Raw genomic sequence first — 24,430 nt, forward strand, 5'->3', positions numbered from 1 at the left:
GAATCATCCTAAATCAGTTCCTGACGATCTATGAAAAAAGGGTCAGACTTTAGATAAAAGTCCAACCCCTGTTATTTTAAACTTACACAGTTTACGGGATAGTGTCATTCTTTTTTATTTTACTCCGAATTGTCTCATATCTCTGAATTTCTTCATTTAAGTTTTGTGGCTCAGGTTTTAAATAAGCATACTTATCGCTATGTGTATGTCCTTCCATATATCGACAACATTGGGCAAAACTTTCTAAAAGTTCATTTATCAATTCCTCATCAAAATACACACTTGATAAAGAATCTACGCTTACTCTTTCATTATATCTCTGTACAACATTTTTGAATAGGTCATTTATAACCAAAACTTCATAACAAGTCCGTAATGCTGTAAAACCATTTCTTACTTGATATTCTCTTTCTGCTGGCGGACAGTCGTCTTCTTTGGCTACCTTATAAAATTCCTTTGCAGGTTCCGAATTCCGATAAACTTTTTCATAAGTTGGTGAATTTCTTAGCCAAACTTGTCCAGGGATTCCATTTCTATTCTCAATCCAATGACATTCATTCGGTACATTATTATCTCCCGCAAAATTTATTAAACTAGAAACAAAAACTAGGTCGTGTGTAAAAATAACTACTTGTTTTTGAGTTGATAAATCGACAAGTCTTTTAGCAATAGTACTTTTTCTTTCTTCGTCTAAGGACGTTACAGGGTCGTCAAAAACGATACCTTTATTTATAGTTGTTATGTTAGTTTCTGCAATGAAATCTGCTAATGCTATTACCTTTTGTTCACCTTCGCTCAAAATTGCAGAGGGGTCTTTTCCTTTTAAAAAAAGTTGTCTATTTGATTGAGCATCAAAACTTTTTGCGTCAATGATTATTCCAAATTTCCCATTTAAACTATCACATTCTTGATTGAATGCGTTGATGTAGTCGGAATTAAAATAATCATTGGATAGCCTTTTTTCAGTATTTGTAGATTGAGTTTTATGCCATTGCTTGTTAAAAGAATTTGATTTATGAACCCAAATAATATTTTTATGAAGGGTCTCTATTTCTGTATATCTAATACTAAGTTTTTCTTTGTGAGCTAAATAAGTTTTTTCCTTTAAAAGTAATTCTAAGATTTTATTTTGCTCATTTTCTTCTAGTGCTTTAATTCTTGTATTTAATTCATTTAGCACGTTATCAAAAATTGAAAGGTCTGTTTTTATTTCAGTAAATTGACGAGTTTCATTTTTATTTATGGCATCTATGATATTTAAAGAAAGCGTATTTTGATTTTCCAATATTTGTTTTCCATACTTTAAAGCCTCTTCATTGTTTTCCTTAAGCCAAGAAGATAATATATCTGATTCTGGAAATTGATTAAAATCTAATTTCTCATAACCTTCTTTTGTTTTATCTAAATCCTCTATGGCTGTTTTTGCTTCTTGCTCTGCAACACTTGCTATGTAAGCCCAATAACTTTGAATTAGGTTTTTTTGAAGATCTTCATTAATTGGCTGTTGGCATAACAAACAATTATCTCCAATTTCAGGATAGAATGTATCATTGTTCGTTTGTTTTAATGCAAATTTTTCAGCCGCTTGGATAAACACTTTCCATTCTTCAGAACCAATGTTATTTATCTTTTCTGATTTGAACTTTTCAATTCCTTGTTTCGTAGCTATTTCTTTTTTTGTATTACAATCAGAAATTGAATTGTTTACAGACTCTAATTGAGTTTGAGCAAACCATAGATTTGTTATCTCTAGATTCTTTTGTCGAGCTGTCAATTGTTCTCTTATAATCGTAAGCTCTTTTAATGTTTTATCTTTTTGAGAAAGTGCTATTTTTAAATCATCATACTTTTTTTCACTTTCAAGCTTTTTAGTTTTTTCTTCTTCTGTGAAAGGTAAGTGCTTTTGTAAATCAATGAGTTTTGAATTATGTGAAAGGGACGAAAGGAAATTTTTTATTTCTGACTCTCCTTGAAATATATCATCATTAGCAAATGGGTTGAGGGTACTTTTACTCCTAGCTTCTATAATTAGGCGATTATTTAATTTCTCAAGTACAGAATTGAACTCATTAAATAGTCTAAGACCAGCTGGTCTAAAAGAAAAATCGTTTCTATTTTTTAAATGCCTTTTACCGATTTCTCCATCAAAAACTGCGAATTGATTAAAAATGCCATTTTCTAAATCTTCTGGGTATTTTAATGGTATGTGGGTGCCATTTGTGGAAAAGTGAAATTGTGCGGAAATAGGTTTATTTGCATTTTCTTGATTTACGTTTTCTACAATTTGTTCTTTATCTTTAGAATAAAAACTGTTTTTTAGAAGTCTTATATAACCTGATTTACCTGCACCATTAACTCCATATAAGATAGTTAGGTTTGGTGTTAATTCTATTCGCTGATTTTCTTTAAGAGCATTGACACCCTCTACATCTATTAATGCGTCAAAGGTTAGTTCTTCTTTGAAATCATCTGTAGCATTTGGATTGTATGTAATAGAAAGTTCAGGTTTTGTTGTTTCTTCTTTAAGGCTCAATTCTTCAAGAAGAAAAGAAAAAGTAGTTTCTATTTTCTCATCTGTAATTTCATTTCCTGATAGGATTTCACAACAGATATATTTAGCCCAATATGGTTGAGCATTTACAAAAGCTTTTACTTCTGATTCAAGTGTTTTTATATCTTCTGGATTTTCTGTCATTTTTTAATTGCCCATAACAAGTTATATCTGTATAAAATATACTTTATATTAATTTGGATAACTGTAAGATAGTAGGGGTGTCAGTTTTACTTTCCCATTCTTACTATGAACTACATTTCTGCGGTAGTCCTACCTAAATTTTAATCGACTAATATCGTAAATATTATTTTTATGTAAGTAAAAATCTGTAATTAAAGAGGTGTAATCTTAATTTGTTAGGGGAAAAATATGTTCTTGCGGGAAATGCGCATCGTTTCCTTTAGTGCTTTTACGACTCCACGAAGTTTCATCATGATATTATGTAGGAATGACTATGCTCATTATGGCCTACCATCCTCATAACCGCGCTACAAGTGCTTTTTTGTTTTGGTAAACGCAGGCAATAACGCCTAGATTTTCTGCCTTTTCGTTGAAAAAATGATATGAATAGCAATCTATGGGTACCTATAAAAAATTAAGAAGTAAGAGCTTATTATTTGAAAATGTAGGAATTTTAACTAGTATTTTAGTCCTTTTGTAGGTTAAATTGCTTCCTTTGCTAAATATGTATTACCTACAGCATTATAAAATTATTCAGTTATGAATCTATATCGTTCCATACTAGAATTTCTTTACAAAAACCAGGAAAGAGGCTTTGTGCGAATCACCCATATTTGCTTAGACCCAAATCAAGCGACCCAAATTGCAAAGGAAATGAAGGATAAAGGTCTTATAGATTTTAAACAACGTAGGTTTATGGGAGGCAATGGGCAGTTTTCTTTTATTTCACCACCACAACTTATCATTACTCCTGAAGGAAAACATTGGTTTGAAACCCTAAAATTATTTTAAGAATTATTACTTACAAGGGATTGCATTCAGTGTATGTTCTTCGTTAATACGTTATTAACTCGGAAAAACTGGGGTGCAATTTAACCATACCTGCAACCCAGGAAGGTCATAGTATTCAAAAACATAATAAACCCCTAAATAATATTCCTAAAATGCGATGGATAAATAACATGGTGGCCAAGGCTCAATAAAAGCGTAAAGCTGAAGAAAAGTGGAGGGGGAATACTAATAGTTTATCGGAAAAATAGAAATTAGTAATAAAGTGGAATAATTAGCTTTTAGACTGATAAAAAAGCGCCTTTTACAATAGGAAACTTGACCATCATTTATAAATCACCTTTGAGATCAAGAATGCCACGGTAATTTTTAAGTTACTTTAGGGGAGTAATACTGTATGTTAAAAATTAATTAGAGCCGTTATAACTCACAACTAACATTGGCCCAGTTCAACAGATTACAGACCTACGGACTTAAAAAGTCACACTAAGTAATAGGATAAGGAAGTTAACCTAAATGATCTAAGGAGAATTTTTAGCCTAGAGAATAGAAGAGTATTCATAGTTGAGGTAACCGAAGTCTTGGAAATGAATGATTCCGTTCACTTAAGAGAATTTTCGTATAGCCTTAACCAAGTTGTTTCTTGGCATTTTATAAATATATAATCCCATACAGAATGAAGAATAGAAATTATAATGCATTTCGACTTTATCACGCCAGCCTACTTATAGGACTAATGTTTTCTTGTTTTTTGGGGACAGTTTGTAATGCTCAAGATAAGACGCAACCAATGGCTACTATTGGACTAAGTGCCGATTCACTTTCTCGTCTGACCTATGAACAAATCATGGAGCTGGAAGATGAGGCATATGAAAAAAACGAACTAAATCGTCTAAGAAAATTGACAGATATCCATGTTCATAAAGCTAAAAGTGAGTCTAATCCTTTGGAAATGGCTTTTGCGTATTATTATCGTACGATGATAGAAGAGCCGAAATTAGCGATAAGTTATGCTGACTCAATTATTTTAGTGACTGCAGACAGCAAGCATCCAAAATACCCCACTTTGGGATATCTACTTAAGGCTATGATTTACTATGAAATAGGCGATTATCGATTAGCCTTACATAATTACATAGTAGCTTACGATCTTGCTGTAGAAAAAAAGAACTTTGATGACCAATTATCAAGTTCCATGGCCATAGCTGCCATAAGAAATCTTAACGGGCAATCGCACGTCGCAGCAGACATTTACACCAGATCCTTGCATTTATTGAAAGGGGAAGAAGATTATAAAAGCAGGTATTATGAGGATTATATGATATTGATGTACAACCTATCACTTGCGCATCTAAGGTTGTCTCAATTAGACTCTTCTCGACTTTATTTGAACAAAGGTATCGAAACGGCAATCATTAAAAATGATACAATAGAACATCGCGATATGGTTTTAGTGGGAGCGCAATTAGATTATTATGAACATAATTATAAAAACGCAAAGGATACTCTTTTAAAATATACAAATCAATTGGAAGGGAATAGCAAGGCCATGAAGTTGTATTATCTTGGAAAGATTGCTCAAAAGTCAGATGATGATTTATTGGCTATTTCCTATTATAAACAAATTGATTCAATAATAAAAGAAACCAAAGAACCCTTTGAGAAAGTCAAGGAAGTATATCAGCAATTGGCAATACATTATAGCTTACAAGATGACCAGGAACAGGAAATTGAGTCCCTCGAAAAATTGATTTTTCACGATAGTTTGATGGCTATTGAACAAAAGGGAGTTATTCAGCAGGCTACTATGGCCTATGATATACCATATTTAAAATTACAGAAAAAGAAAGCGGAGGAACTACTAAAGGTAAAAAGTAATTGGATTCTTATCTTAGGATTTATGGCCACACTTGGTATGCTTGTCGGCCCATACTTTTATGTCAAGGCACATAGAACGAAAAAAAAGGTAAAAATGTTGATGGAAGGTTCAAAGCAGTTAAAATCACCTCCTCGGAAGGTTGGAGAGCACCCTGCATCTGTTCCAAAAGAGATACGAAATGAACTTTTAATGAAACTCGAGGCTTTTGAAAAGTCAGATCTCTATTTGCGAAAGGATTTGGATATGACCCTATTGGCTCAAGAAATGGATACCAATACCTCCTATTTGTCAATCATTATCAACCACTACAAACAAATGAATTTTCCGAAATATATTAATGACCTTAAAATTTCGACTGCTATAGAGGAGCTTACCAAGAAACCAGCACTATTAAAATATAACTATCAAGGATTGGCAGAAACCTTCGGGTTTAAAACAGGGGAGTCTTTTTCTAAAGCATTTCATAAAAAGACAGGGGTATATCCTTCTAAATTGTTAAAGGAATTAGATAAAAGGGAAAAAGCTAAACATTCATAAATGACAGTAAGGATAGTTATTTCAGCTATCAAACTTAATAGATCCCTATTTAAATCTTAAACCCGAAACGAATTATCCAGCAACCTTACTCATGCCAAGTAGTAATGATGACCGGATTCCCTTATGGGATAGTGGCAAATATATTGCTCAACTTCAAAAATAGAACTCTTCCAAGGCTCCTGTATTATTGGATATCAATTATACCTCAGGACATGAGAATATAGGGGGGCAAGAAGCCTATATTGAACTCTATGCGCGTATTTTTAGCTTTGCTAAAACGCATATGAAACATTAGTGTTATCCTCTTAAATTTCTACCTTTTTTTTGGTTTTTTATTCTTTCTTTTCCTTAGTTTGAGGTATGGATAATCTAAGCTGTTCTCAACATACCTTCCTTGATTTTCAAATAAGGATGATTGCTTTACCTTCGGGTATCTCATCTAACCTAGAATTATATTTTTCCACCAAAATTCCCCTTGATTTATAAATGCCTCCATTTCCTTTATAAATCGCCTTTAATCCGACTTTTTATTTCTGCGTTTTATAATGAAATTTAAGTGTTCAATAATATAAGACCTTGTTAAAAAACACTTCAAGGAACACTAGTAGATTAAAGATTTAAGGATAACCAAAGGAAAGGAAAATGGAATGGATACGCTCTCAAAAAGAAATTGAAGCTGAATTGCAGCTTATCACGCAATCGCATAGTAATACCCTAGTGTCGTATGACAAATCCATCACTTATTGCCAAACTATTTTAGAGGAATACCGTGTCGCGGTAATCTCTCGGGGTTTCCCGGATGAAGCGTCGGAAATTCAATTTTTTAAAAATCACAAACCTTTTCTATTAGGCCACCTTTTACGATGTAGACACCAGCTATTTTATGAACTTGAATTTGTCAATATTTCGGGTGATTTGCAAAATGATATTATTAAAGCAAAAATGCTGGAAGTAAACACTTTTCTATCCAATCATAAGGACATTATATTGTATCTTGAATTGGAAAACCAAAGATTGGATACACAGTATTTTTTGCGTAAAAACAGGCAATTATATGCTAGTCCCAGTGCCATTGGGGTAAGTTTCGACCCTGAATTCAGTACTTCCCATGACGGTCTACTGGCCCATATATTGGGTTATAAAGGCTACTTTGAGTTTCTTCATAATAAACTCCGAACACCTAATACTTTAGTATCAGAATTAAAAACACCGATAGCTAAAATTAAGTGGACCGAGGCCAAAATCGCACTTACCGAATTAGGGTTCGCCCTTTTTTATAGCGGTGCCATTGATCATGGGAACACCAGCTTGAAATCTGTTATGGAGTTTTTGGAGCGGGTAACCGGTATGGATCTTGGGGATTACCACCATACTTCCATTCGAATAAGAAACCGCGCCAATCCCACTAAATTCATGGATAAACTTAGAAGAACTTTACAGAACTGGACGATTGAACTGGATGAATGAAAAATGTCAGGTCACTGTCAATTGACTGTTTTGGGCATCCCGAAAAAAACACGAACACGCTTCTTTAAAACACCCTTGTTTAGGGTTGTTTTCCTAGTTTTTTCTTCCAAAATTACTTGATAAGTCCTTATGTCAGTAGGGTGTCAATTGACGATTTATTCCAAAAGACCTCTTCAACTTTGTAAAGAACCAAAGATCTATTCATTTGTATGGGTCTTGTATAAAATTCAAAGTTATGCCAGCAAAAATTATTACTACGGACGATCTACGAGAGTTCAAATTGGAACTTCTCCAGGAGATTAATGAATTGATTAGGGAAAAACGACCAGGTCGCTTTAAAAAGGAATGGTTAAAAAGCACCCATGTCTTGGAGATGCTTCAGATAAGCCCGACTACTTTGTTAAGCCTTCGGGCGAATGGAACCATACCCTTTGTTAAAATAGGAGGGCTTATTTTTTATGACGCAGAAGAGATAGAGAAAGTCCTTATTGAGAATACTGTGAAAACTTCAAACAAAAGGAGATGAATTATATAAAACACCTCAATGCCATATTTGAAGTTTTTGCGTCGGATGAGAGGCTAAATCCCACCCATATCAGTCTGTATTTCGCCCTCTTTCAAATGTGGAACGAGAATCGTTTTCCGAACAGTTTTTTAGTGGATAGGAATTCAACCATGCTTCTCTCCAAAATAGGATCGAGAACAACGTATCACCGCTGTATTTCCAATCTGCACCAATGGGAATATATCGTTTATGAACCCTCTCAAAATCGTTTTAAAGGGAGCCGTGTCAGGATGCCCATTTTTGAGATAAGTCCTGGACAAGTAGCGGACATGAATGATACTACAGATGAACTAGCGGTGGTATCATATATAAACATTAATAAACATATTAAAACAAATAATAAACTCTCTAGAGAGAGCATACCAAAAAATGAACAAGTTGTCTTAAATTTTTTTAAAAACAACCATTGGGAAGCAGTAGAAGCAACAAGATTTTATAATCATTACCAAGGGATAGGATGGAAGGTTGGTGGCAAAAGCTCCATAGAAGATTGGAGAGCTTTTGCCAAGAAATGGATGCTCAAGGCAAATGAATTAAATGCGGACAAAGAACCTGCTAGAAAGCCCCGAAAAAAAGGAAAGGTAGATTACCTCCAGACCACCATTAAAAAAAACTACGGGGAACCCCTTTGAGCAAATGGAAAAATCACGCCCACACATCATCATTGAAGGAGCCACGGAATATTCCTTGGGAGATTTTGACGGCAAGCATATCGACTACGATTTTTCAAAGGTACTCGTCTATCTCGAAGCCAAAGGCAAGTTGCTTTTTGGTAGACACTTTCAGATCTACGACGAGGACAAGGAGATTTTGCTGAAACTGTGCAACTACATGGTTCGGGATTTCGACAACTGCAAAAAGTTCGATATCGACCCCGATAAGGGGATATTGCTTTCAGGCCCTGTCGGCTGCGGAAAAACCAGTCTGATGCGGTTGATACGCCACATCGTCCCACACCAAAGACCCTATGAAATCATACCGGCCCGGAACATCACCTTTGCCTTTAACCATATCGGCTATAAGATCATCGAAGAGTACGGTAACGGACGTTTCTATTGCTTTGATGATCTGGGGGTAGAACCCCTGGGAAGGCACTTTGGAATGGACTGCAATGTCATGGGAGAAGTGTTGATTTCAAGACACGAACTGTACCAGGAAACCAAAATAATTACCCATGGTACCACCAATCTGAACGCAGAGGAACTGGAGGAACGTTACGGAAAAAGGGTCCGTAGCCGGATGCGCCAAATATTCAACCTCATAGGCTTTGATAAAAGCACCAGGGATAAGCGAACTTAAAATTAAAAAAGATGAAAATAGCAACATGGAATATAGAAAACCTATATCATCGGGACAAGGGCCTGATTAGGTCCACCTTGAGCAAATGCGTATCCGATTGGGTCGTGGAATTGGACAGCCTACTGCCAAGAATGCAAAAAAGCGAAAATGAAATTAGCAGAATCCGGGAACTTACTTTTTTGTTGGGTTTTGAGAAAATCAACATTCGTCCCTACGGGGTGCTTAGAAAAAGACAAGGGGAATTGTTTCTAAAACAACGGGGTTTTGCCCAGGAAATGAAAGCTTCTAAACTTACGGATTGGAATGGTTGGATTGCCTTAAATACTATAGCAATTGATCATAAATCTACACTGAATAAAGCCCGCCTTATTTCGGAAATAGATCCGGATATATTAATCCTGCAAGAGGTAGAGGACAAGGCTTCGTTAATGGAGTTTAATCAGGAATTGTTTCAAGAATTTAAGATTGCTCCATTTGACCAGGTTATGGTCCTGGAGGGGAACGATAGCCGTGGGTTGAGTATGGGGATCATGACCAAAAATGGATTCCGTTTGGATACTGTAAAAAGCCATGCCGTAAACAATACAGCCCTGCCCGATCATATTTTTGATGTCGACTGTCAGGAATATGTTGTTGTAACCCCAGATGGCGAAAGGGTCCATATCCTTTGCAATCATTTTTCCTCGGATGACGAATCTAGGAGAAGGCTACAGGCTACGAAAGTTGCTGCTATTTATGATAATATGTTGATCGAAGGAAAAGAGTTGATCTTGGTCTGTGGCACTTTAAACGATCTATCCTATAGCAACTGCCTTTACCCAATACTTCGGGAGACCGATCTTGAAGATGTCTCCAAACATGTAAAATGTCAGATCGACAAGGACAAGGGCAGCGGTGCCGGATATTATAGTTTGGGAGGCTATCGAATGGGGGTAAATATCAAACAGAAAGATTATATGCTGCTTTCCTATGAAATGAACCGTAGAGTCATCTCTTGTGGACTCAACCGTAAAGCGATGTGGCCAGAGCGGAATATGAAATGGGAGGTATATCCGACAGTGAAAACTAGAGGGCATGCAGCCAGTTCACATCCCTTGATCTGGGCGAAACTGGATATAGAATAATACCTCCTATGGTGTGTTCACTGCGGCATATTGCCACTCCATTCCATTCGGGTCAATAAGCCTCGGAACGAAATCTTGGACACGAACAATGGGTGTAAGAGCACTGTGCCAGATGCCCTTAAACCCTTTGCTCAAGTCCGCCTTATCCTCCGAACCAATAAATTAAATCCCTCTTTAAAATGAATGGGGAGGCTTCAAGGGAATTCCATTGGTGCATTTTGTGCCGTTCCATCGGTGTTGTGATCCTTTCATTGATTGTTTTAGTAGTACTGCCAGATATCCGCTATGACCTTTTTTCGATGTCGAAATAACAATATTCGACCTAGACCGACGACATAAACCAGGCTAAGCCCTGCTCTTATTTATACGTCTTTCCAAGCTCGAATATTGTATTGGGCAGTACATCAAAAAAGGTAACAGCGAAAGCGCTATGGGAAGTAAATCAAAAACAAGAAATCATGAAAGCGTATCCAAATCCTAAAAATGAAAAGGCACAAAACAAATCAAAAAAGGAAAACGCTCGAGATATAATAAGTAAATCATTTTTATACAGTATGAACCGTCTGCATGGAAGCAGACATAAATTTTTCAATTATGAGCAGAATTAGAAATCATGTACAGTTGATCGGGAACATCGGGGATGTTCCCTCCATTACAAACCTTGATAGCGGTAAAAAGGTAGCCCGTTTTCTTTTGGCCACCAATGACGATTACAAAAACGCGAACGGTGAGAAGGTCAAGAATACGGACTGGCACACCGTTATTGCTTGGGGGAAGACCGCGGAGATCGTAGAGAAGTATGCCAGAAAAGGTAGGGAGCTCGGTGTTGCAGGGAAATTAAAGACTCGTAGATATGAGGCCGAGGATGGCAATGCCCGTTATGTAACCGAAGTGATTGCAGATGAGATCTTGCTACTTGGAAGCAAGCCCTAAAAGGACAGCTGTCAATTGCGCCAGAAACAAAAAGAGGGCGTTGGCCAAAATGTAGCACCCTCTGTATTTTATCATTAACCACTTAAAAATTATCAAAAATGGAAACAGTTAAGGAAGGATTAAGGGAGGGTTTAGCACAATTTTCGGGATCTGAAATGTTGTACCAAATCCCACTTTTAAAAACAAAATTTACGGAGGGCATAAAATACCTTGCCAAGGCCGGAGAATGTTATTGGCTAGTGACGGATGTTTCTGTTATCGCCAATAGTCTGATCAACAGAAGCCGATTTATCACTATCGATTTTAGAAAATATTCTGGGGAGGAGAAAGAAGCATTGGGGTACGAAGCTACCATTGATTACAGCGATGGCAATGGGATTATTTTTGAAACCCATGGTTACCATACAACCGATTTTCCATTGGACCGACTCCGATTGTTCTTTGTTGAAAATACCTTGATGTTGCCCGGGGAATATTAAGCGATGGAGCGGGCGAGCCAGGATGGAGAATTGACCGGGGAGAATCTTTAGATCTTCCTGGATGTTACTTCTGGGATCGTAGTAAAATTTATAGTTTTTAGCTACAAGAATTATCCCCAATCAAATTTCGGTATTCGCACTACTTTTTTGATTTCATTGTGAATTCACTAAAAACGACCCTTTGAAAATCTTAATTTTTTCTTTTAATGATAGATCCCTGAGAGTTGGGGCTATTTTCATGTATTGGATGAAAATTTTTCGCTGAGGGCGAAAAAGAAGGAATAGCAAGAGGGTAACACGCGAAGCGGCGTTACGATTATATTTTGCTGCGCAAAGCCTTTGTTTATAGGGGTTAGGAATGTTTTTAGTATTTGGGCAGCTTCGGGAAATTGGGTCAAATCCTTGGTTAGCCCCCTAAAACATTGAAAAAATTTGACACAAATGTAAAATTTCAGCATGGATGGTTTTCTTACGATACGGTTTAAACGAAATACCGCCCAGCGGTTCAAACGCTTTTCGAAGAAAATTAGCAGTACCTATTCAGATTCCATGGAGATGATTTTAAATTTTTTTGAATGGCATGGTTTCTTGCCGTCGGAAAAATTTGAAAAAAGTGTGGGCAAGGAAATCTTCAAGAATAGAAAACGGACAGAAGCCCTGATCTCCATTATCCGTGATATTGAAAAGAGTCAGACCCGACCCACAACGGCAATGCTCGAGCTTCTTTTTGAACACTCGCCCCAAAAGAAATCTCGGCAAGGACCCTTACAAATGGATACTCCAAAGAGCGGTCAGGAAGGCGATGTCTTTTTTCAAAAGATAGAAGAAGCGATCGTTTTGGAAAGAGAACATACCAATCTGAAGCGAGCCTTGAACCAACAAAAAAAGGAGTTTGTTGCACTGCTTGACAAAGTTCAATTGGTGAAAAGTGGCTTTGGAAAACCAAGGCTGCAATTGGATATGACCCCGGAAGCTTTTGAAGAATTGAAACAGCGGACCAAAAAGCAATAGCGATATGTATATCAGCATAACCAAACAACATTTAACGGAGACATTTTCCCAGAGTTCCTCGGATTATGTGGCCTATCTAGAAAAAGAAAATGAAGGAAAGGAGCCAGAACTCCAGGAGCATTTCTTTGATCAGTACAACGATCGGATTGCCCCAGAACAAGTGGTCAAGGAAATAGATAAAAATACTGCCAAATTGAAAAAAAGGGAACCTAAGTTCTATTCCCTAACCATCAATCCAAGCAGGCGAGAATTAAGACATATCAACAATGATCCCATGTTGTTAAAACAATATGTGCGAGAGGTGATGAAGGACTATGCTGCGTCGTTTTATCGGGAAAAATTGGTGTCCGTAGACAGTATTAAATATTATGCAAAGTTAGAATATGAACGCACCTTTAAAGGGTATGATAAACAGATAAAGGAAAATCAGGTGTACAAGGCAAAGATCGTCAAATTGGAAAATGATATCCGAATGGTATTAAAGGGGGAGCTTAAAGGAAACGTCAAAACTTTGCAAAAGAAAATCAAAAAGCTTTCGGCAAAAATTCCCCATCGCTTGAATGGAAAAGTCATTACTCAGGGAATGAAAAAGCCAGGGCTACAGACCCATATCCATATCATCGTCAGTAGAAAGGATGTCACCAACAAATACAGTCTTTCTCCGGGCAGCAAGTATAAGGAGTCGGAATCGGTGCTTAATGGGCAAGTGGTGAAGCGCGGATTCAACCGTGATTACTTTATTGAAAGGGCAGAGAAAAAGTTTGACGCCACCTTTAAATACAATCGTAATTATGTGGAAAGCTATGCGGCCTATAAGGCCTTTATTCAGGATCCGAAGTTCTATTTCGCTCATCTCCTTGGGCTACCAACCAACGAACGGAGTGCCGCTTTTAAAATCATGGGATCGGCCGGCTTACCGGTGCCCAGAATAAACATTCCCACGAACAAAGTAGAGGCCGCGCTTCGGGTGATTAAACAATTTAAAAAGGCTGTAGATATAGCCAAATCCTCTAGCTCCATAGGTGTCTAACTATTCTAGGTGCCAGGAGTTTATAATAAAATAAATGTAAAATAGAATGGAGACACTTTCAATTCTAATACCTGTTTGTATCTATTGTTTTGCCATAGCTTTGGAATACCTGACTTTCAAAAGCTGTAAACACCCTTTTGCGGTTAATCTGCTGATTATATCACTGCTTGGGGTTGTTTTACAATCGATGTATGGTTGGCAGGTTTTTGCCACATTGATGTTAGAATGGTTATTGCCCTTCCAAGTAATAAACTTAAGCTTTTTCGTTTACTTCAATTATGACCTGAAACCTCCTAAGACCTCTAAAACATATCGTGTCAAGTTCAGTTTATTAAACGGTAGCCTGGTGCTAAGGAATATTCGTAGAGGGGCTTCTATTATAGGATCGGCAGGAAGTGGTAAAACAGAAAGTGTGGTCTACAATTTTTTAAAACACTTTAATGAACATCAGTTTTCCGGGGTTATCCATGACTATAAAAATTTTGAGATCACCGAGATGGCTTTTCCTCTTTTTAAAAATGCCAATATTCCATTTCATATTATTTCCTTTGACGATATCCATTGCAGGGTGAACCCCATAGCGCCCAGATATATGGAAGACGAGGAAAGCGTCAATGAGGTTTCTAGAGTGCTTTTAGAGAATCTTTTGGAGCAGCGGGAATCTATTGCCATGGGCTCGTCAAAGTTCTTTAACGATGCCGTGGAGGGGCTCCTGGGGGGACTTATCTGGAAACTTAAGACGAGTCATGAAAAATATTGCACCCTACCGCATTTAATAGCCATATTTCAATACCTGGATACCGAAAACCTGATACAGTTTTTGAGCTCTGACTATACCTCCAAAGCCATGGCAAATGCATTTATCTCTGGCAAGGATTCGGAACGCCAAACCGCGGGGGTAATGAGTACATTGGCCAATGCCCTTAAAAAAATCAGTACCCAACGTATATTTATGACCCTTTCTGCGGACGAGGTGCCCTTGGATCTCAATAATCCCCAACATCCCTCTGTAGTGTCAATAATCAATAATCCAAAATTTGAAACGGCCTATTCCCCCGTGATAGCAACGCTCATACATACCATCACAAAACAATTGAGTATCCGTGGGCGACGACCTTCTTTTGTGCTCATGGAAGAGGCACCTACCATTCGTCTGCTGAATATGCACAGGATTCCTGCAACCTTGAGGAGTTATGATATCGCTACCATTTATGTGCTGCAGGATAAAATACAGAATGATATGATGTATGGCGATAAGGCCAGTAGAGCAATCCTTAGTAACCTTTCCTATCAGTTTTTTGGGAAGGCGAACGACCCCGATACAGCAAGATATTACGAACGCTTTTTTGAGATTGTGAAACGGCCTACTAAAAGTATTAGTATGGGAGAGAATACCCTAGGGTTTGACACTAGGATAACAAAAGGGGAGAGGGAGGTCAGTAAAATCCGGGCAGAGGAATTCTTTAAGTTAAAAGAAGGGCAGTTCATAGCTTTTGCCGACGGTAAGGATAAAAAAGTTCGTTTCCCGAAACCTGTTATTGCCAAAAGCCTGCCCATGCCCAAGTTCCAACATGGGGATGGTGCTATAAAAGAAAACTTTGATCGGATTCATTTGGAGGTGAGGCAGTTTCTTCGGCTTCAAAATAAATAAAATAATTAATTGATAACTGATTGGTTACAAGTGAAATGTGTTTTGAATTCTGCCCTGAATTTTGTAAATTATTAGCTATCCATAAATCTAAAAATCATGTATTATAATAAGGCTATTTGTGATGTGTATATCGGTACCGGAGCCGGAAAAAAACTGATGGAGGAAATCGAGAATGCTAAACGATCCGTTAAAGTTGTATCTCCATATCTTTCTCCTTTTTTAGTAAAAAAACTGATCAACCTCCACTACAACAATATCTATGTGCAGTTGATCACCATGGATACCATAGAGGACTTTTACGGCGATCGGCAAAGGAACATTCACCAACTCATCATTCAGGACAGGACAATCGATAAAGAGGTAGAAGACCTGCGTTTAAAATGGAGGAAAAGAAAGCGACTTTTGCTCTACTTGTTAATTATAGGGATCCTTGTTATATGTGCCATAGCATTTATGAAGCAGGACCGATTGATTTTATTGGGGATTATGCCATTGGTCCCAGTATGGGCTATGGTGCGGCGTTACACTTCGAAAATAAAGAATGCCAAAATCTACCAATATACCTATCGACAATTATTTCCGTTCAAGGTATTCACAACGCCCACAAACAACTCTTATTCCCACCGATTTATTCATGGAAAAATGTACCTGATCGATGACGAAATCGCCTATTTGGGTTCCTTGAATTTTACCGGAGGTGGAACCCAAAAAAATTATGAAACCCGAATCCGGATTGCCGATAGGAAAGCAATCAAGGAACTGGTCGCTGAATTTAAAACCCTGTTCCACAATGAAGATTACCAGGAAAAATGCCTAGCCGAATGGGGCAGGGAACTGTATTTGGAGCCGGCGAATTGAGGGGATAGGGAGATTACTCATTTAAACACTGTCTGATCTTTTAATTTAGAAACCCATGGATAGTTCAACAATATTTCTATGATTTAATAAATTCTGCTACCTGTTTCATTTTAAGAAAAAATTGATAACTCTTAAACATTATAATATGACTTTAAGGAAATACATACAAGAATGTGCAAAGGAAGATAGCCATATCGGAGATTTAGCTAAGGATATTTTAAGGGACAACGATTTCCCATTCAAAAAACACGAAAATGAGATTTGGAAATATTTAGATTCTAAAACGTTAATCGGAGGAACCAATGACATTTTTTTGGAGTTTAAGGAGGAATACCAAAAGATCAAGGATGAAAAAAGAAAAAATCTATCCGGTTGGTTTCATAGTATAATTGCCACTGATTACAATACTGTAGTTAGTATTACAAATAGAGATTTTAATGATCCGCTAGCTGGGTTTTTACACGAGCTATTTGATGTTACTTTGAATACTCAAGGAAATAGAATCGTAACCCAAATAAAAACAGTTAATGCCGAACAATTAACTGAGGTTTTGAGAGTATTTGATAATTACCAACAGTATAAAGAAATAGAATTTCTTAAAGCCTGTTTGGGGTATCTGAGTCAAAATGATTCTGTAAATAACTTAACCCTGACTTTTCATAATAACTAATATTTAGGTATTTATAGATAAATTTCTATTAAGTTGAGCGAAGCCTCGACTTTGGTGGATAAAGCCACTTTTGACAGCATCATAATCGGTTGGGAGGGATATTATTCCTTCCCGTACCAAGGAGTTTTGTAAGCCCCTTTTTTATGGTAGATTATTTTACATGTACGTATTTAAGTACTTTTAATTATCTTTGTAGTATGGAAACGGTAAACTACTCAGACTTTCGTTCTAATCTGAAGCATTGGTTCGATAAAGTAATCAATGATGTAAGTGATGTCATTATCAAACGTAAAAACGGTAAGGACCTTGTATTGATATCATTGGATGAATACAATTCATTAAAGGAAACTACCTATCTCTTGACTGGGAAGAACAGGGATGTTTTATTAAACTCTATCAAAGAACTGGAAACAGGAAAAGGTATGGAAAAAGACTTGATCGAATAGATGAGATTAACTTGGTCTACTTCTTCTTGGGAAGACTATTTGTTTTGGCAAAAAGTCGATAAGAAAATAGTAAAACGAATCAACGAACTTATTAGAAGTTGTATGCGGACACCTTTTGAAGGGATAGGAAAACCCGAAGCCTTGAAGGGAGATCTACAAGGTTATTGGTCAAGGCGAATTACAACAGAACATCGATTGGTCTACAAGTATGAAAATGAACAATTATGGATAGCGGCTTGTCGTTATCATTATGGTAAATAACCCCAACATACTTTCTTAACAAGCACAGGAGCCTTTAGGGAAAATTGTACCCATCACTGCTGAAAGAGTTGTTCAAGTATGGGGGCTACAAGAAGTAAAGATACTCAACCCTGGCTTCTCGGAGGGGCAACTTTAGTTAGGGGCGTTACTTTTTTTATTCTTTGAAGTATTCAAATCGATATTCTCCATTTTTTAAAATTAAACTATCTTTAGTTAGTTTATCAATAATGTAGGTTTCATTGTCAATAAAGGATGTGCCATTTCCAATACTTTCAACTGTGAAGGTGATTTTGTTTTCATTTACTTCCCAGGTTTTATAGAGTAAAGTTTTCATATTGTCAGAACTAGCGGAGCCATCTTTAAAAAGTGTGAAATGTAATGCAAATTCAGAATAGTCTTTCCAAGATCCGACAAGAAGTTCTTTATCTACAGTAGAATTATGTTTGTCTTCGTTTTGTATTTCAGATGTGATTTCGCTTTCGGGGGTATTTTTTCTTTCGTTTCTACAAGAACCTAATAAGTGTATTCCAATTATAAATAGGATTTGAATTGCCCTTGTCTTGATTATTAAATTTTTCATTGTTTTGTGACTATGTTAATATTGTTGTCGTTTTAACAGCTAAATTATTTTGATTGATCTTAAAAGGACGATGGCTAGTTATATTCAAATAATATAAAATGCATTTTGGGCAGCTATTTTACTAATACGATATGGTCATCTGCTTATAAATGTTAGATCCAATATTATTACAATTGTTAGGAAATAAAAAAGAAACCTTTAAATAAATTCATCATACTTTAAACCCAAAGGTTTATTAGGTTTCTAATTTAGCTTGTCAAAACAATTTTAAATTATTGAAACAGGGTGTATTAACATCGTATTATACAAGAACCACAAGCCCTCGCTCAAATCGAACTGAATTATTGATAAATTCTTCTTTTAATTTCAGGCCTATCCTCATTATATATCTTCAACTATATTGCACATTATTTATATGTAGATAGTTTGTTCTAAGACCTATTGAATAGGAAGGAATCGAAAATTAGGTGTAAGCGGCCCTTGAAGATAAAGATTGGAACTGGTCGCTGTATTTAAAACCCTGTTCTACAATGAAGATTACCAGGAAAAGAGCCTAGTAGAATGGGGAAGGGAACTGGATTTGGAGCCGGCGAATTGAGGGGGGGCGTTAAATAAAAATTATTTGACTGATGTAGCTTAATGCAATAGAAAGAAAATTCAGAGACATCAATTTTATGCCAGATTTTTGAGGTTAATTCCAATAAAAGCATATAATATCATCTTGTATTTCTCCCCTAATTTAAGCCTTAGGATTCCGAAGGCTTTTGTAATTTGAGCTTCTACTGCTTTTATAGAAATATTTAGATGCTCTGATATCTCACGATTGGTGAGTCCATCTTTTTTACTCATAATAAAAATTTTCTTACATTTCGGGGGCAGGTTGTCAATTTCTTTATTCATCACCTTAATCATTCGTTCTAGATCATTTTCATTTGTTTCTTCAACTATATTTGTTAAAAACTCAACATATTTTTTTTGTAAGAGCATGGTAGATTTTTGCTGCTGATAATGATTTACAAATTCATTGTAAACGGATTTATATAAAAAACTTTCGATAGACAAATTAGGATTTAATGTTTTTCGAAATTTCCAGGTATTTAGAAATACGTTTTGAACTATATCCTTGCCGGAATGGGGGTTTCCTGCCAAAGTGAGTGCATAGGCATATAGTCTTTTGTGATAGGTGTCCAACAATTGCATATAGGCTTTTTCGTTCCCTAGAATAAGCTGTTCCGTTAATTCTTTATTGTTATATGTCTTCATTTATGCATTATTGTTTTTATAAATAAAACTATGAATAATATAGATATAAAAAAAAATATTGCTAAAAAGGTAGGGTATTTGAAGTCTGCTCTGTATTAATATAAAAGAACGGCATTAAATGATTAACCGAGAAATTGAGAATATTATTACTAAGTATCTTTTTCAATCTGCTAATTCAGAAGAATTGGATAGGCTGAATATATGGATTCAATATCCAGGTAATGAGTTGATATTCAAAGATTATGTTAAAACCCATTTTGCGATTACCCTATCTATGAATGATCCAGAAATAGAGCAAATAAGAAAGAAGCTCCGCAAGGAGATACAAAAAGATAAAGATATATTGAACAAGTTTAAGCTTAAATCTATATTTAAGTATGCTGCAATTGCAGTTTTCTTTTTGGGAGTAGGGTACTATTTTCAACATGCGTTAGTCGAAACCATTCCAGTCAATAAAATAACTCCTAATGTAGATGCTATAACCTTGGAACTTGGCGACGGAGGTATTGAGGTTATTTCTGAAGACGGAAATTCAAAAGTATTAAACTCTGAAGGAGATATTATTGGTTTACAACAGGGAGAAAAACTGGTCTATGAGGAAAACACTACAGAAAGAGAAATAAGCTATAATACATTAAGTGTTCCTAGGGGTAAACAGTTTTCTATTAAATTGTCAGATGGTACCCAAGTGTATTTAAATGCAGAGAGCTCCATTAAGTATCCTACAACCTTTTTACCTAAAGAGCAACGGAAAGTTTTTTTAACAGGAGAGGCGTTTTTTGAAGTAGCTCATGATTCAAATAGACCTTTTATAATAAATGCGCAACAACTGGAGGTTATGGTTTATGGAACCACTTTTAATGTTGCCAATTATCCCGAGGACGAATCAACTGAAGTTGTGCTCCTAAAAGGTTCTGTAAGTCTTTTGGATAAATCAAAGCATGCTGATTCAAAGGATGAGATTTTTCTAGAGCCAGGATTTAAAGGGAGTTTTAAAAAAGAAGATGGTTCAATTATTAAAGAAAAGGTTAACACATCTATTTATACGTCTTGGAAAAATGGAAATTTGGTGTTTAGAGAACTTTCGTTTGAAAAAATTATTCAAAAGCTTGAACGACATTATAATGTAAATATAATCAACAACAATAAAAAATTGGCAAATGAAAGCTTTAATGCCACTATTGAAACACAGCATGAAACCATTGAACAAGTTCTTAACTACTTTAATAAAGTGTATCAAATAGAATATATAATAGTTGAAAATAAAATTATAATAAATTAAATAAAACGCCCATGATATAAACTCAATGTAAAAAACTAATTCACATTATAATAATAATGAAATTTTAAAATTTCATTTAAAGAAATCGGGAAATGCTGTAACATCCCCCGATTTTATAAAGTGATTAAACCAAAATTAAGTATAACCACTACCAAACATTCAAAATTATGAAAAAACCACCAAAGTCAGGGGAGTTTTTCCCTTGGTGCTTAAATTTAAATTTAAAAATGAAGTTATCACTTCTTTTTTTAATGACCGTATCCTTTGTAATGCAGGCAAATTCGACATATTCTCAGAAGACCAAAATTTCATTGGATTTCGGAAATGTGGCCATAGGTACTGTTATTGACGAAATTGAGAATAAGACCGAATTCAAGTTTATTTTTAATACAAAAACATTAGACTTGAAGAGGAAAGTATCTATAAAAGTTAAAAAAGCTTCATTAGAAAAAATTTTAGAGTTGCTTTTAACTGAGACAGATATTTCTTACGAACTTGATGATAGAAAAATCTTTTTGAAAAGAAGTAAGAAGATTAAAGAACTGAATATAAGTGAATCTCCTGACGAGTTAAAGAATCTACAATTTCAAATCACAGGTGTTATTACCGATACTCAGGGACTGCCTTTACCAGGAGCGAGTATTGTTGAAAAAGGAACAACCAATGGTACGCAGTCTGATTTTGATGGGAATTTCACTATTGTTCTGAATAAAAAGAAATCAATCCTAGTATTCTCTTACGTCGGTTTTGCTACTAAGGAAATTAATGTGAGTGATCAATCTACTGTTAATGTTATATTAGAGGAAAGTGCAGCTGGTCTTGATGAAGTGGTTGTTGTAGGGTATGGTTCTCAGCGAAAAAGCGACTTAACGGGGGCAATAACATCCCTAAGTACGGAAGATCTAACTTCTGGAGGGACAGTTAGCAACGTGGCTCAAGCGATGCAAGGTAGGGCGGCCGGTGTTGTGGTTACTCAAAATTCAAAGGCGCCAGGCGGAAGTATGTCTATAAGAATCAGGGGGTCGAATTCTGTAAGTAGTACCAATGAACCATTATATGTAGTTGATGGATTTCCTACTGATAATGGAATTAATATTAATCCAGAGGACGTGGCTTCTCTGGAAATATTAAAAGATGCTTCTGCAACTGCAATTTATGGTTCTAGAGGAGCCAATGGAGTTGTCATGATAACAACTAAAAGAGGAAAAGCAGGACAAGGAGATGTTTCAATTAGCGCATACACAAGTACTCAAAATGTAATCAATCCATTTAATATGTTGAATGGTAAAGAGTACATGTTATTGGCTAATGATCTTTACAAAGAGATTTCGGGACAAGAGAATCAGGAAAATGGAGCTTATACTCCATCTCAATTACAGTCGGATGTGAATACTGATTGGGTTGATGTGGCGACAAGAAATAGTATGGTTCATAACTATAGTTTGCAGATAACTGGAGGTAGTGAAAAAACGAAGGTGCTTACAAGTATTGGTTATTTTGATCAAGGTGGTGTCTTGAAGAATACCAGTTTTTCTCGATTCTCCGGAAGGGTGAATATAGATCATCAAGTTAATGAGTACATCAAATCTGGAGTGTCCATAATGGCACAGAGGGAAAAATCAAACTATCAGATATATGATGGGAATATCTTAAATTCTAATGTCCTGTATAGTATTCTTACATATGATCCAACGGTTCCGGTTTATAATGCAGATGGTTCATTTGCAAGGCCCCCTGGAGGAAGAGGAGATAACCCTTTGGCAAATTTAGATGCTAGACAAAATGATTTGCAAAAAGATACATTTAACGGTTCAATGTATTTGGAGTTCTTGTTAGCAGAAGGATTAAAGGCTAGAATTAACGGAGGTACAGAAATAAGACATGATCAATTAGGGGGATATCTATCAAAGGAATCTTATCAAGGAGGAATTGACGATGGGGTCGCAAATGTTTCTGACTTTTCATTAACTCATAATTTGATTGATATGTTTCTTACATATGATAGATCATTAGATAAACATGTAATTCAATTAATGGGGGGGTATTCTTATGAGAAATATATTAATGAAAGAAAAGGGGTAAATGTTTATGGCTTTTCGACAGATTTGTTTGGGTTTAATAATCTAGGAGCAGCATCCACTATATCTGGAGTTTCATCTGGGAAATCTGAAAACCTTTTAGTGTCTTTCTTTGGGAGGGCCAATTACTCCTTTGATACTAAGTATCTATTTACATTCACTATAAGAGGTGACGGTTCTTCAAGATTTGGAGAAGATAATAAATGGGGTGTATTTCCATCAGGATCTTTTGCATGGAGAGTTATTAATGAACAATTCATGAAAGACCAAGATATATTTTCTGACCTGAAGGTTAGGACAGGATATGGTAAAACCGGTAACGAAAGAATTGGTAACTACGCTTCGTATGGTTTAATTTCTAATGCTAAATATACTTTTGATGGTGTTAACAATAATTCAGGCACATATTTAAATAGTAATTCTCCAGAAAACAGTAGCTTAAAATGGGAGACAACCGATCAATACAATGTTGGAGTAGATTTTAGTCTTTTCAATAGTCGATTAAGATTTAACCTTGAAGGGTACTACAAAAAGACGGACAATCTGTTGATAAATGTAAACCTTCCTATGTATTCAGGTTATACTTCGGGGTTAAGCAACGTTGGTGCTATAGAAAATAAAGGATTTGAGTTTGGAGTGGAATCAAGAAACATTGCAACTGAGGATTTCACTTGGAACACTTCATTAAATTTTGCCGTAAATAGAAATAAAGTTTTAACACTAGGTGATCAAAGTGAAATTTTATTGACATCATCCAAGCCAATTGGAAACGTGTCAGAAGAAGCCTTTGCAATAATTCGTGAGGGAGAACCATTAGGGTCATTGTTTGGTTATAAATATACCGGTATTCTTCAAGAAGGTGAGTCTTATTCTCCTCAACCTAATGCTTTGCCAGGTGACCCAAAGTTTGAGGATGTGAATAAGGATGGTTTGATTACGTCTGCTGACCGAGCTATAATAGGGTCTGCATATCCTAAATTGAATTTTGGATTCACTAATAGCTTGACTTTTAACGGTTTTGATTTGTCGGTGTTTTTATATGGGAAATTAGGAAATGATTTGTTGAATATGACTAGAATGAATCTAGAGTGGAACAGGACAGAAGAATCGTTGGATCGATGGACTCCTTCGAATCAAGATGCGAGCATACCTAGAAATGGATTCTTTTACTCTCAATATGGAGGTTATATCAACTCTCATTTTATTGAAGATGCTTCATTTCTGCGTTTGAAAAATGCCACTTTAGGATACAATGTGCCTTTTAAATCTGAGGTAATTAAAACTTTTAGACTATATGTAATGGCAGAGAATCTATTAACAATTTCTGGCTATTCAGGATGGGATCCAGAAGTGGATACGAAAGGTTATGAAAATGACAACTTGGTTAAATATGGAGGTAATGCACAATCTGCGAATGCAGGTTCCGGATTGGATTTTAACTCCTACCCAACTATGAGGTCCTTTACTTTTGGAGTGAATGCTAAATTTTAAAAA

General features: G+C 36.0%; 22 protein-coding genes. 19 read left to right on the plus strand and 3 right to left on the minus strand.

Translation table 11 applies throughout. The features are described 5' to 3' along the window. Positions 1-91: 91 nt before the first annotated feature. Positions 92-2,695, minus strand: a complete 2,604-nt coding sequence (locus HCG49_RS12670; protein ID WP_168469906.1) for an AAA family ATPase — start codon at positions 2,693-2,695, stop codon at positions 92-94. A gap of 579 nt (positions 2,696-3,274) precedes the next feature. Between HCG49_RS12670 and HCG49_RS12675 the strand changes: the two genes are divergently transcribed. The 17 genes from HCG49_RS12675 to HCG49_RS12760 all read left to right on the plus strand — a co-directional run bounded on the left by HCG49_RS12675 (position 3,275) and on the right by HCG49_RS12760 (position 17,733). After that, positions 3,275-3,526, plus strand: coding sequence for a hypothetical protein (locus HCG49_RS12675; RefSeq protein WP_168469907.1), 252 nt, complete (start codon positions 3,275-3,277; stop codon positions 3,524-3,526). Between the two features lie 673 nt (positions 3,527-4,199). Continuing rightward, positions 4,200-5,939, plus strand: coding sequence for a helix-turn-helix domain-containing protein (locus tag HCG49_RS12680; RefSeq protein ID WP_168469908.1), 1,740 nt, complete (start codon positions 4,200-4,202; stop codon positions 5,937-5,939). Positions 5,940-5,976: 37 nt separating this feature from the next. After that, positions 5,977-6,102 carry a prolyl oligopeptidase family serine peptidase gene (locus HCG49_RS18845; RefSeq protein WP_168469995.1) on the plus strand — a complete coding sequence of 42 codons (126 nt, stop codon included), beginning with the start codon at positions 5,977-5,979 and terminating at the stop codon, positions 6,100-6,102. 479 nt (positions 6,103-6,581) lie between these two features. After that, positions 6,582-7,406: an RteC domain-containing protein gene (locus tag HCG49_RS12690; RefSeq protein WP_168469909.1), complete on the plus strand. Its 825-nt coding sequence runs from the start codon at positions 6,582-6,584 to the stop codon at positions 7,404-7,406. A gap of 235 nt (positions 7,407-7,641) precedes the next feature. Then, positions 7,642-7,932, plus strand: a complete 291-nt coding sequence (locus HCG49_RS12695) for a helix-turn-helix domain-containing protein (RefSeq protein WP_168469910.1) — start codon at positions 7,642-7,644, stop codon at positions 7,930-7,932. Then, on the plus strand, positions 7,929-8,603 hold the full coding sequence (locus tag HCG49_RS12700; RefSeq protein WP_205764391.1) for a hypothetical protein: 675 nt from the start codon (positions 7,929-7,931) through the stop codon (positions 8,601-8,603). Before HCG49_RS12695 ends, HCG49_RS12700 begins: the two co-directional genes overlap by 4 nt. A gap of 4 nt (positions 8,604-8,607) precedes the next feature. After that, positions 8,608-9,270, plus strand: a complete 663-nt coding sequence (locus HCG49_RS12705; protein WP_168469911.1) for an ATPase — start codon at positions 8,608-8,610, stop codon at positions 9,268-9,270. 11 nt (positions 9,271-9,281) lie between these two features. Next, the gene (locus HCG49_RS12710) at positions 9,282-10,394 is read left to right on the plus strand and encodes an endonuclease/exonuclease/phosphatase family protein (protein WP_168469912.1); all 1,113 of its coding nucleotides are present in this window, start codon (positions 9,282-9,284) and stop codon (positions 10,392-10,394) included. 594 nt (positions 10,395-10,988) lie between these two features. Continuing rightward, entirely contained in the window at positions 10,989-11,327 is a 339-nt protein-coding gene (locus HCG49_RS12720) for a single-stranded DNA-binding protein (protein WP_168469913.1), read from the plus strand. A gap of 98 nt (positions 11,328-11,425) precedes the next feature. Next, positions 11,426-11,806: a DUF6876 family protein gene (locus HCG49_RS12725; RefSeq protein ID WP_168469914.1), complete on the plus strand. Its 381-nt coding sequence runs from the start codon at positions 11,426-11,428 to the stop codon at positions 11,804-11,806. 456 nt (positions 11,807-12,262) lie between these two features. After that, positions 12,263-12,817 carry a BfmA/BtgA family mobilization protein gene (locus HCG49_RS12730; RefSeq protein WP_168469915.1) on the plus strand — a complete coding sequence of 185 codons (555 nt, stop codon included), beginning with the start codon at positions 12,263-12,265 and terminating at the stop codon, positions 12,815-12,817. Positions 12,818-12,821: 4 nt separating this feature from the next. Beyond that, positions 12,822-13,847 carry a MobB family relaxase gene (gene mobB / locus HCG49_RS12735; protein WP_168469916.1) on the plus strand — a complete coding sequence of 342 codons (1,026 nt, stop codon included), beginning with the start codon at positions 12,822-12,824 and terminating at the stop codon, positions 13,845-13,847. Positions 13,848-13,893: 46 nt separating this feature from the next. After that, positions 13,894-15,498: a type IV secretory system conjugative DNA transfer family protein gene (locus HCG49_RS12740; RefSeq protein WP_168469917.1), complete on the plus strand. Its 1,605-nt coding sequence runs from the start codon at positions 13,894-13,896 to the stop codon at positions 15,496-15,498. Positions 15,499-15,594: 96 nt separating this feature from the next. Further along, positions 15,595-16,356, plus strand: coding sequence for a phospholipase D family protein (locus HCG49_RS12745; protein WP_168469918.1), 762 nt, complete (start codon positions 15,595-15,597; stop codon positions 16,354-16,356). Positions 16,357-16,501: 145 nt separating this feature from the next. Next, positions 16,502-17,026: a YozE family protein gene (locus tag HCG49_RS12750; RefSeq protein WP_168469919.1), complete on the plus strand. Its 525-nt coding sequence runs from the start codon at positions 16,502-16,504 to the stop codon at positions 17,024-17,026. Positions 17,027-17,223: 197 nt separating this feature from the next. After that, complete coding sequence (locus tag HCG49_RS12755; RefSeq protein ID WP_168469920.1) at positions 17,224-17,472, plus strand: type II toxin-antitoxin system Phd/YefM family antitoxin; 249 nt, start codon at positions 17,224-17,226, stop codon at positions 17,470-17,472. Then, the gene (locus HCG49_RS12760; RefSeq protein WP_168469921.1) at positions 17,473-17,733 is read left to right on the plus strand and encodes a Txe/YoeB family addiction module toxin; all 261 of its coding nucleotides are present in this window, start codon (positions 17,473-17,475) and stop codon (positions 17,731-17,733) included. A 154-nt stretch (positions 17,734-17,887) separates the two neighbouring features. Here the strand turns inward: HCG49_RS12760 and HCG49_RS12765 are convergent, their stop codons facing one another. Both HCG49_RS12765 and HCG49_RS12770 read right to left on the minus strand, forming a co-directional pair. Further along, positions 17,888-18,313 carry a lipocalin family protein gene (locus HCG49_RS12765; protein ID WP_168469922.1) on the minus strand — a complete coding sequence of 142 codons (426 nt, stop codon included), beginning with the start codon at positions 18,311-18,313 and terminating at the stop codon, positions 17,888-17,890. A gap of 672 nt (positions 18,314-18,985) precedes the next feature. Further along, on the minus strand, positions 18,986-19,576 hold the full coding sequence (locus HCG49_RS12770; RefSeq protein ID WP_168469923.1) for an RNA polymerase sigma factor: 591 nt from the start codon (positions 19,574-19,576) through the stop codon (positions 18,986-18,988). 118 nt (positions 19,577-19,694) lie between these two features. Between HCG49_RS12770 and HCG49_RS12775 the strand changes: the two genes are divergently transcribed. Further along, on the plus strand, positions 19,695-20,858 hold the full coding sequence (locus tag HCG49_RS12775; protein WP_168469924.1) for a FecR family protein: 1,164 nt from the start codon (positions 19,695-19,697) through the stop codon (positions 20,856-20,858). 167 nt (positions 20,859-21,025) lie between these two features. Next, positions 21,026-24,427, plus strand: a complete 3,402-nt coding sequence (locus HCG49_RS12780) for a TonB-dependent receptor (RefSeq protein WP_205764392.1) — start codon at positions 21,026-21,028, stop codon at positions 24,425-24,427. The last annotated feature ends 3 nt before the right edge of the window (positions 24,428-24,430 follow it).

This window comes from Arenibacter sp. 6A1, from assembly GCF_012272855.1.
GTDB lineage: Bacteria > Bacteroidota > Bacteroidia > Flavobacteriales > Flavobacteriaceae > Arenibacter.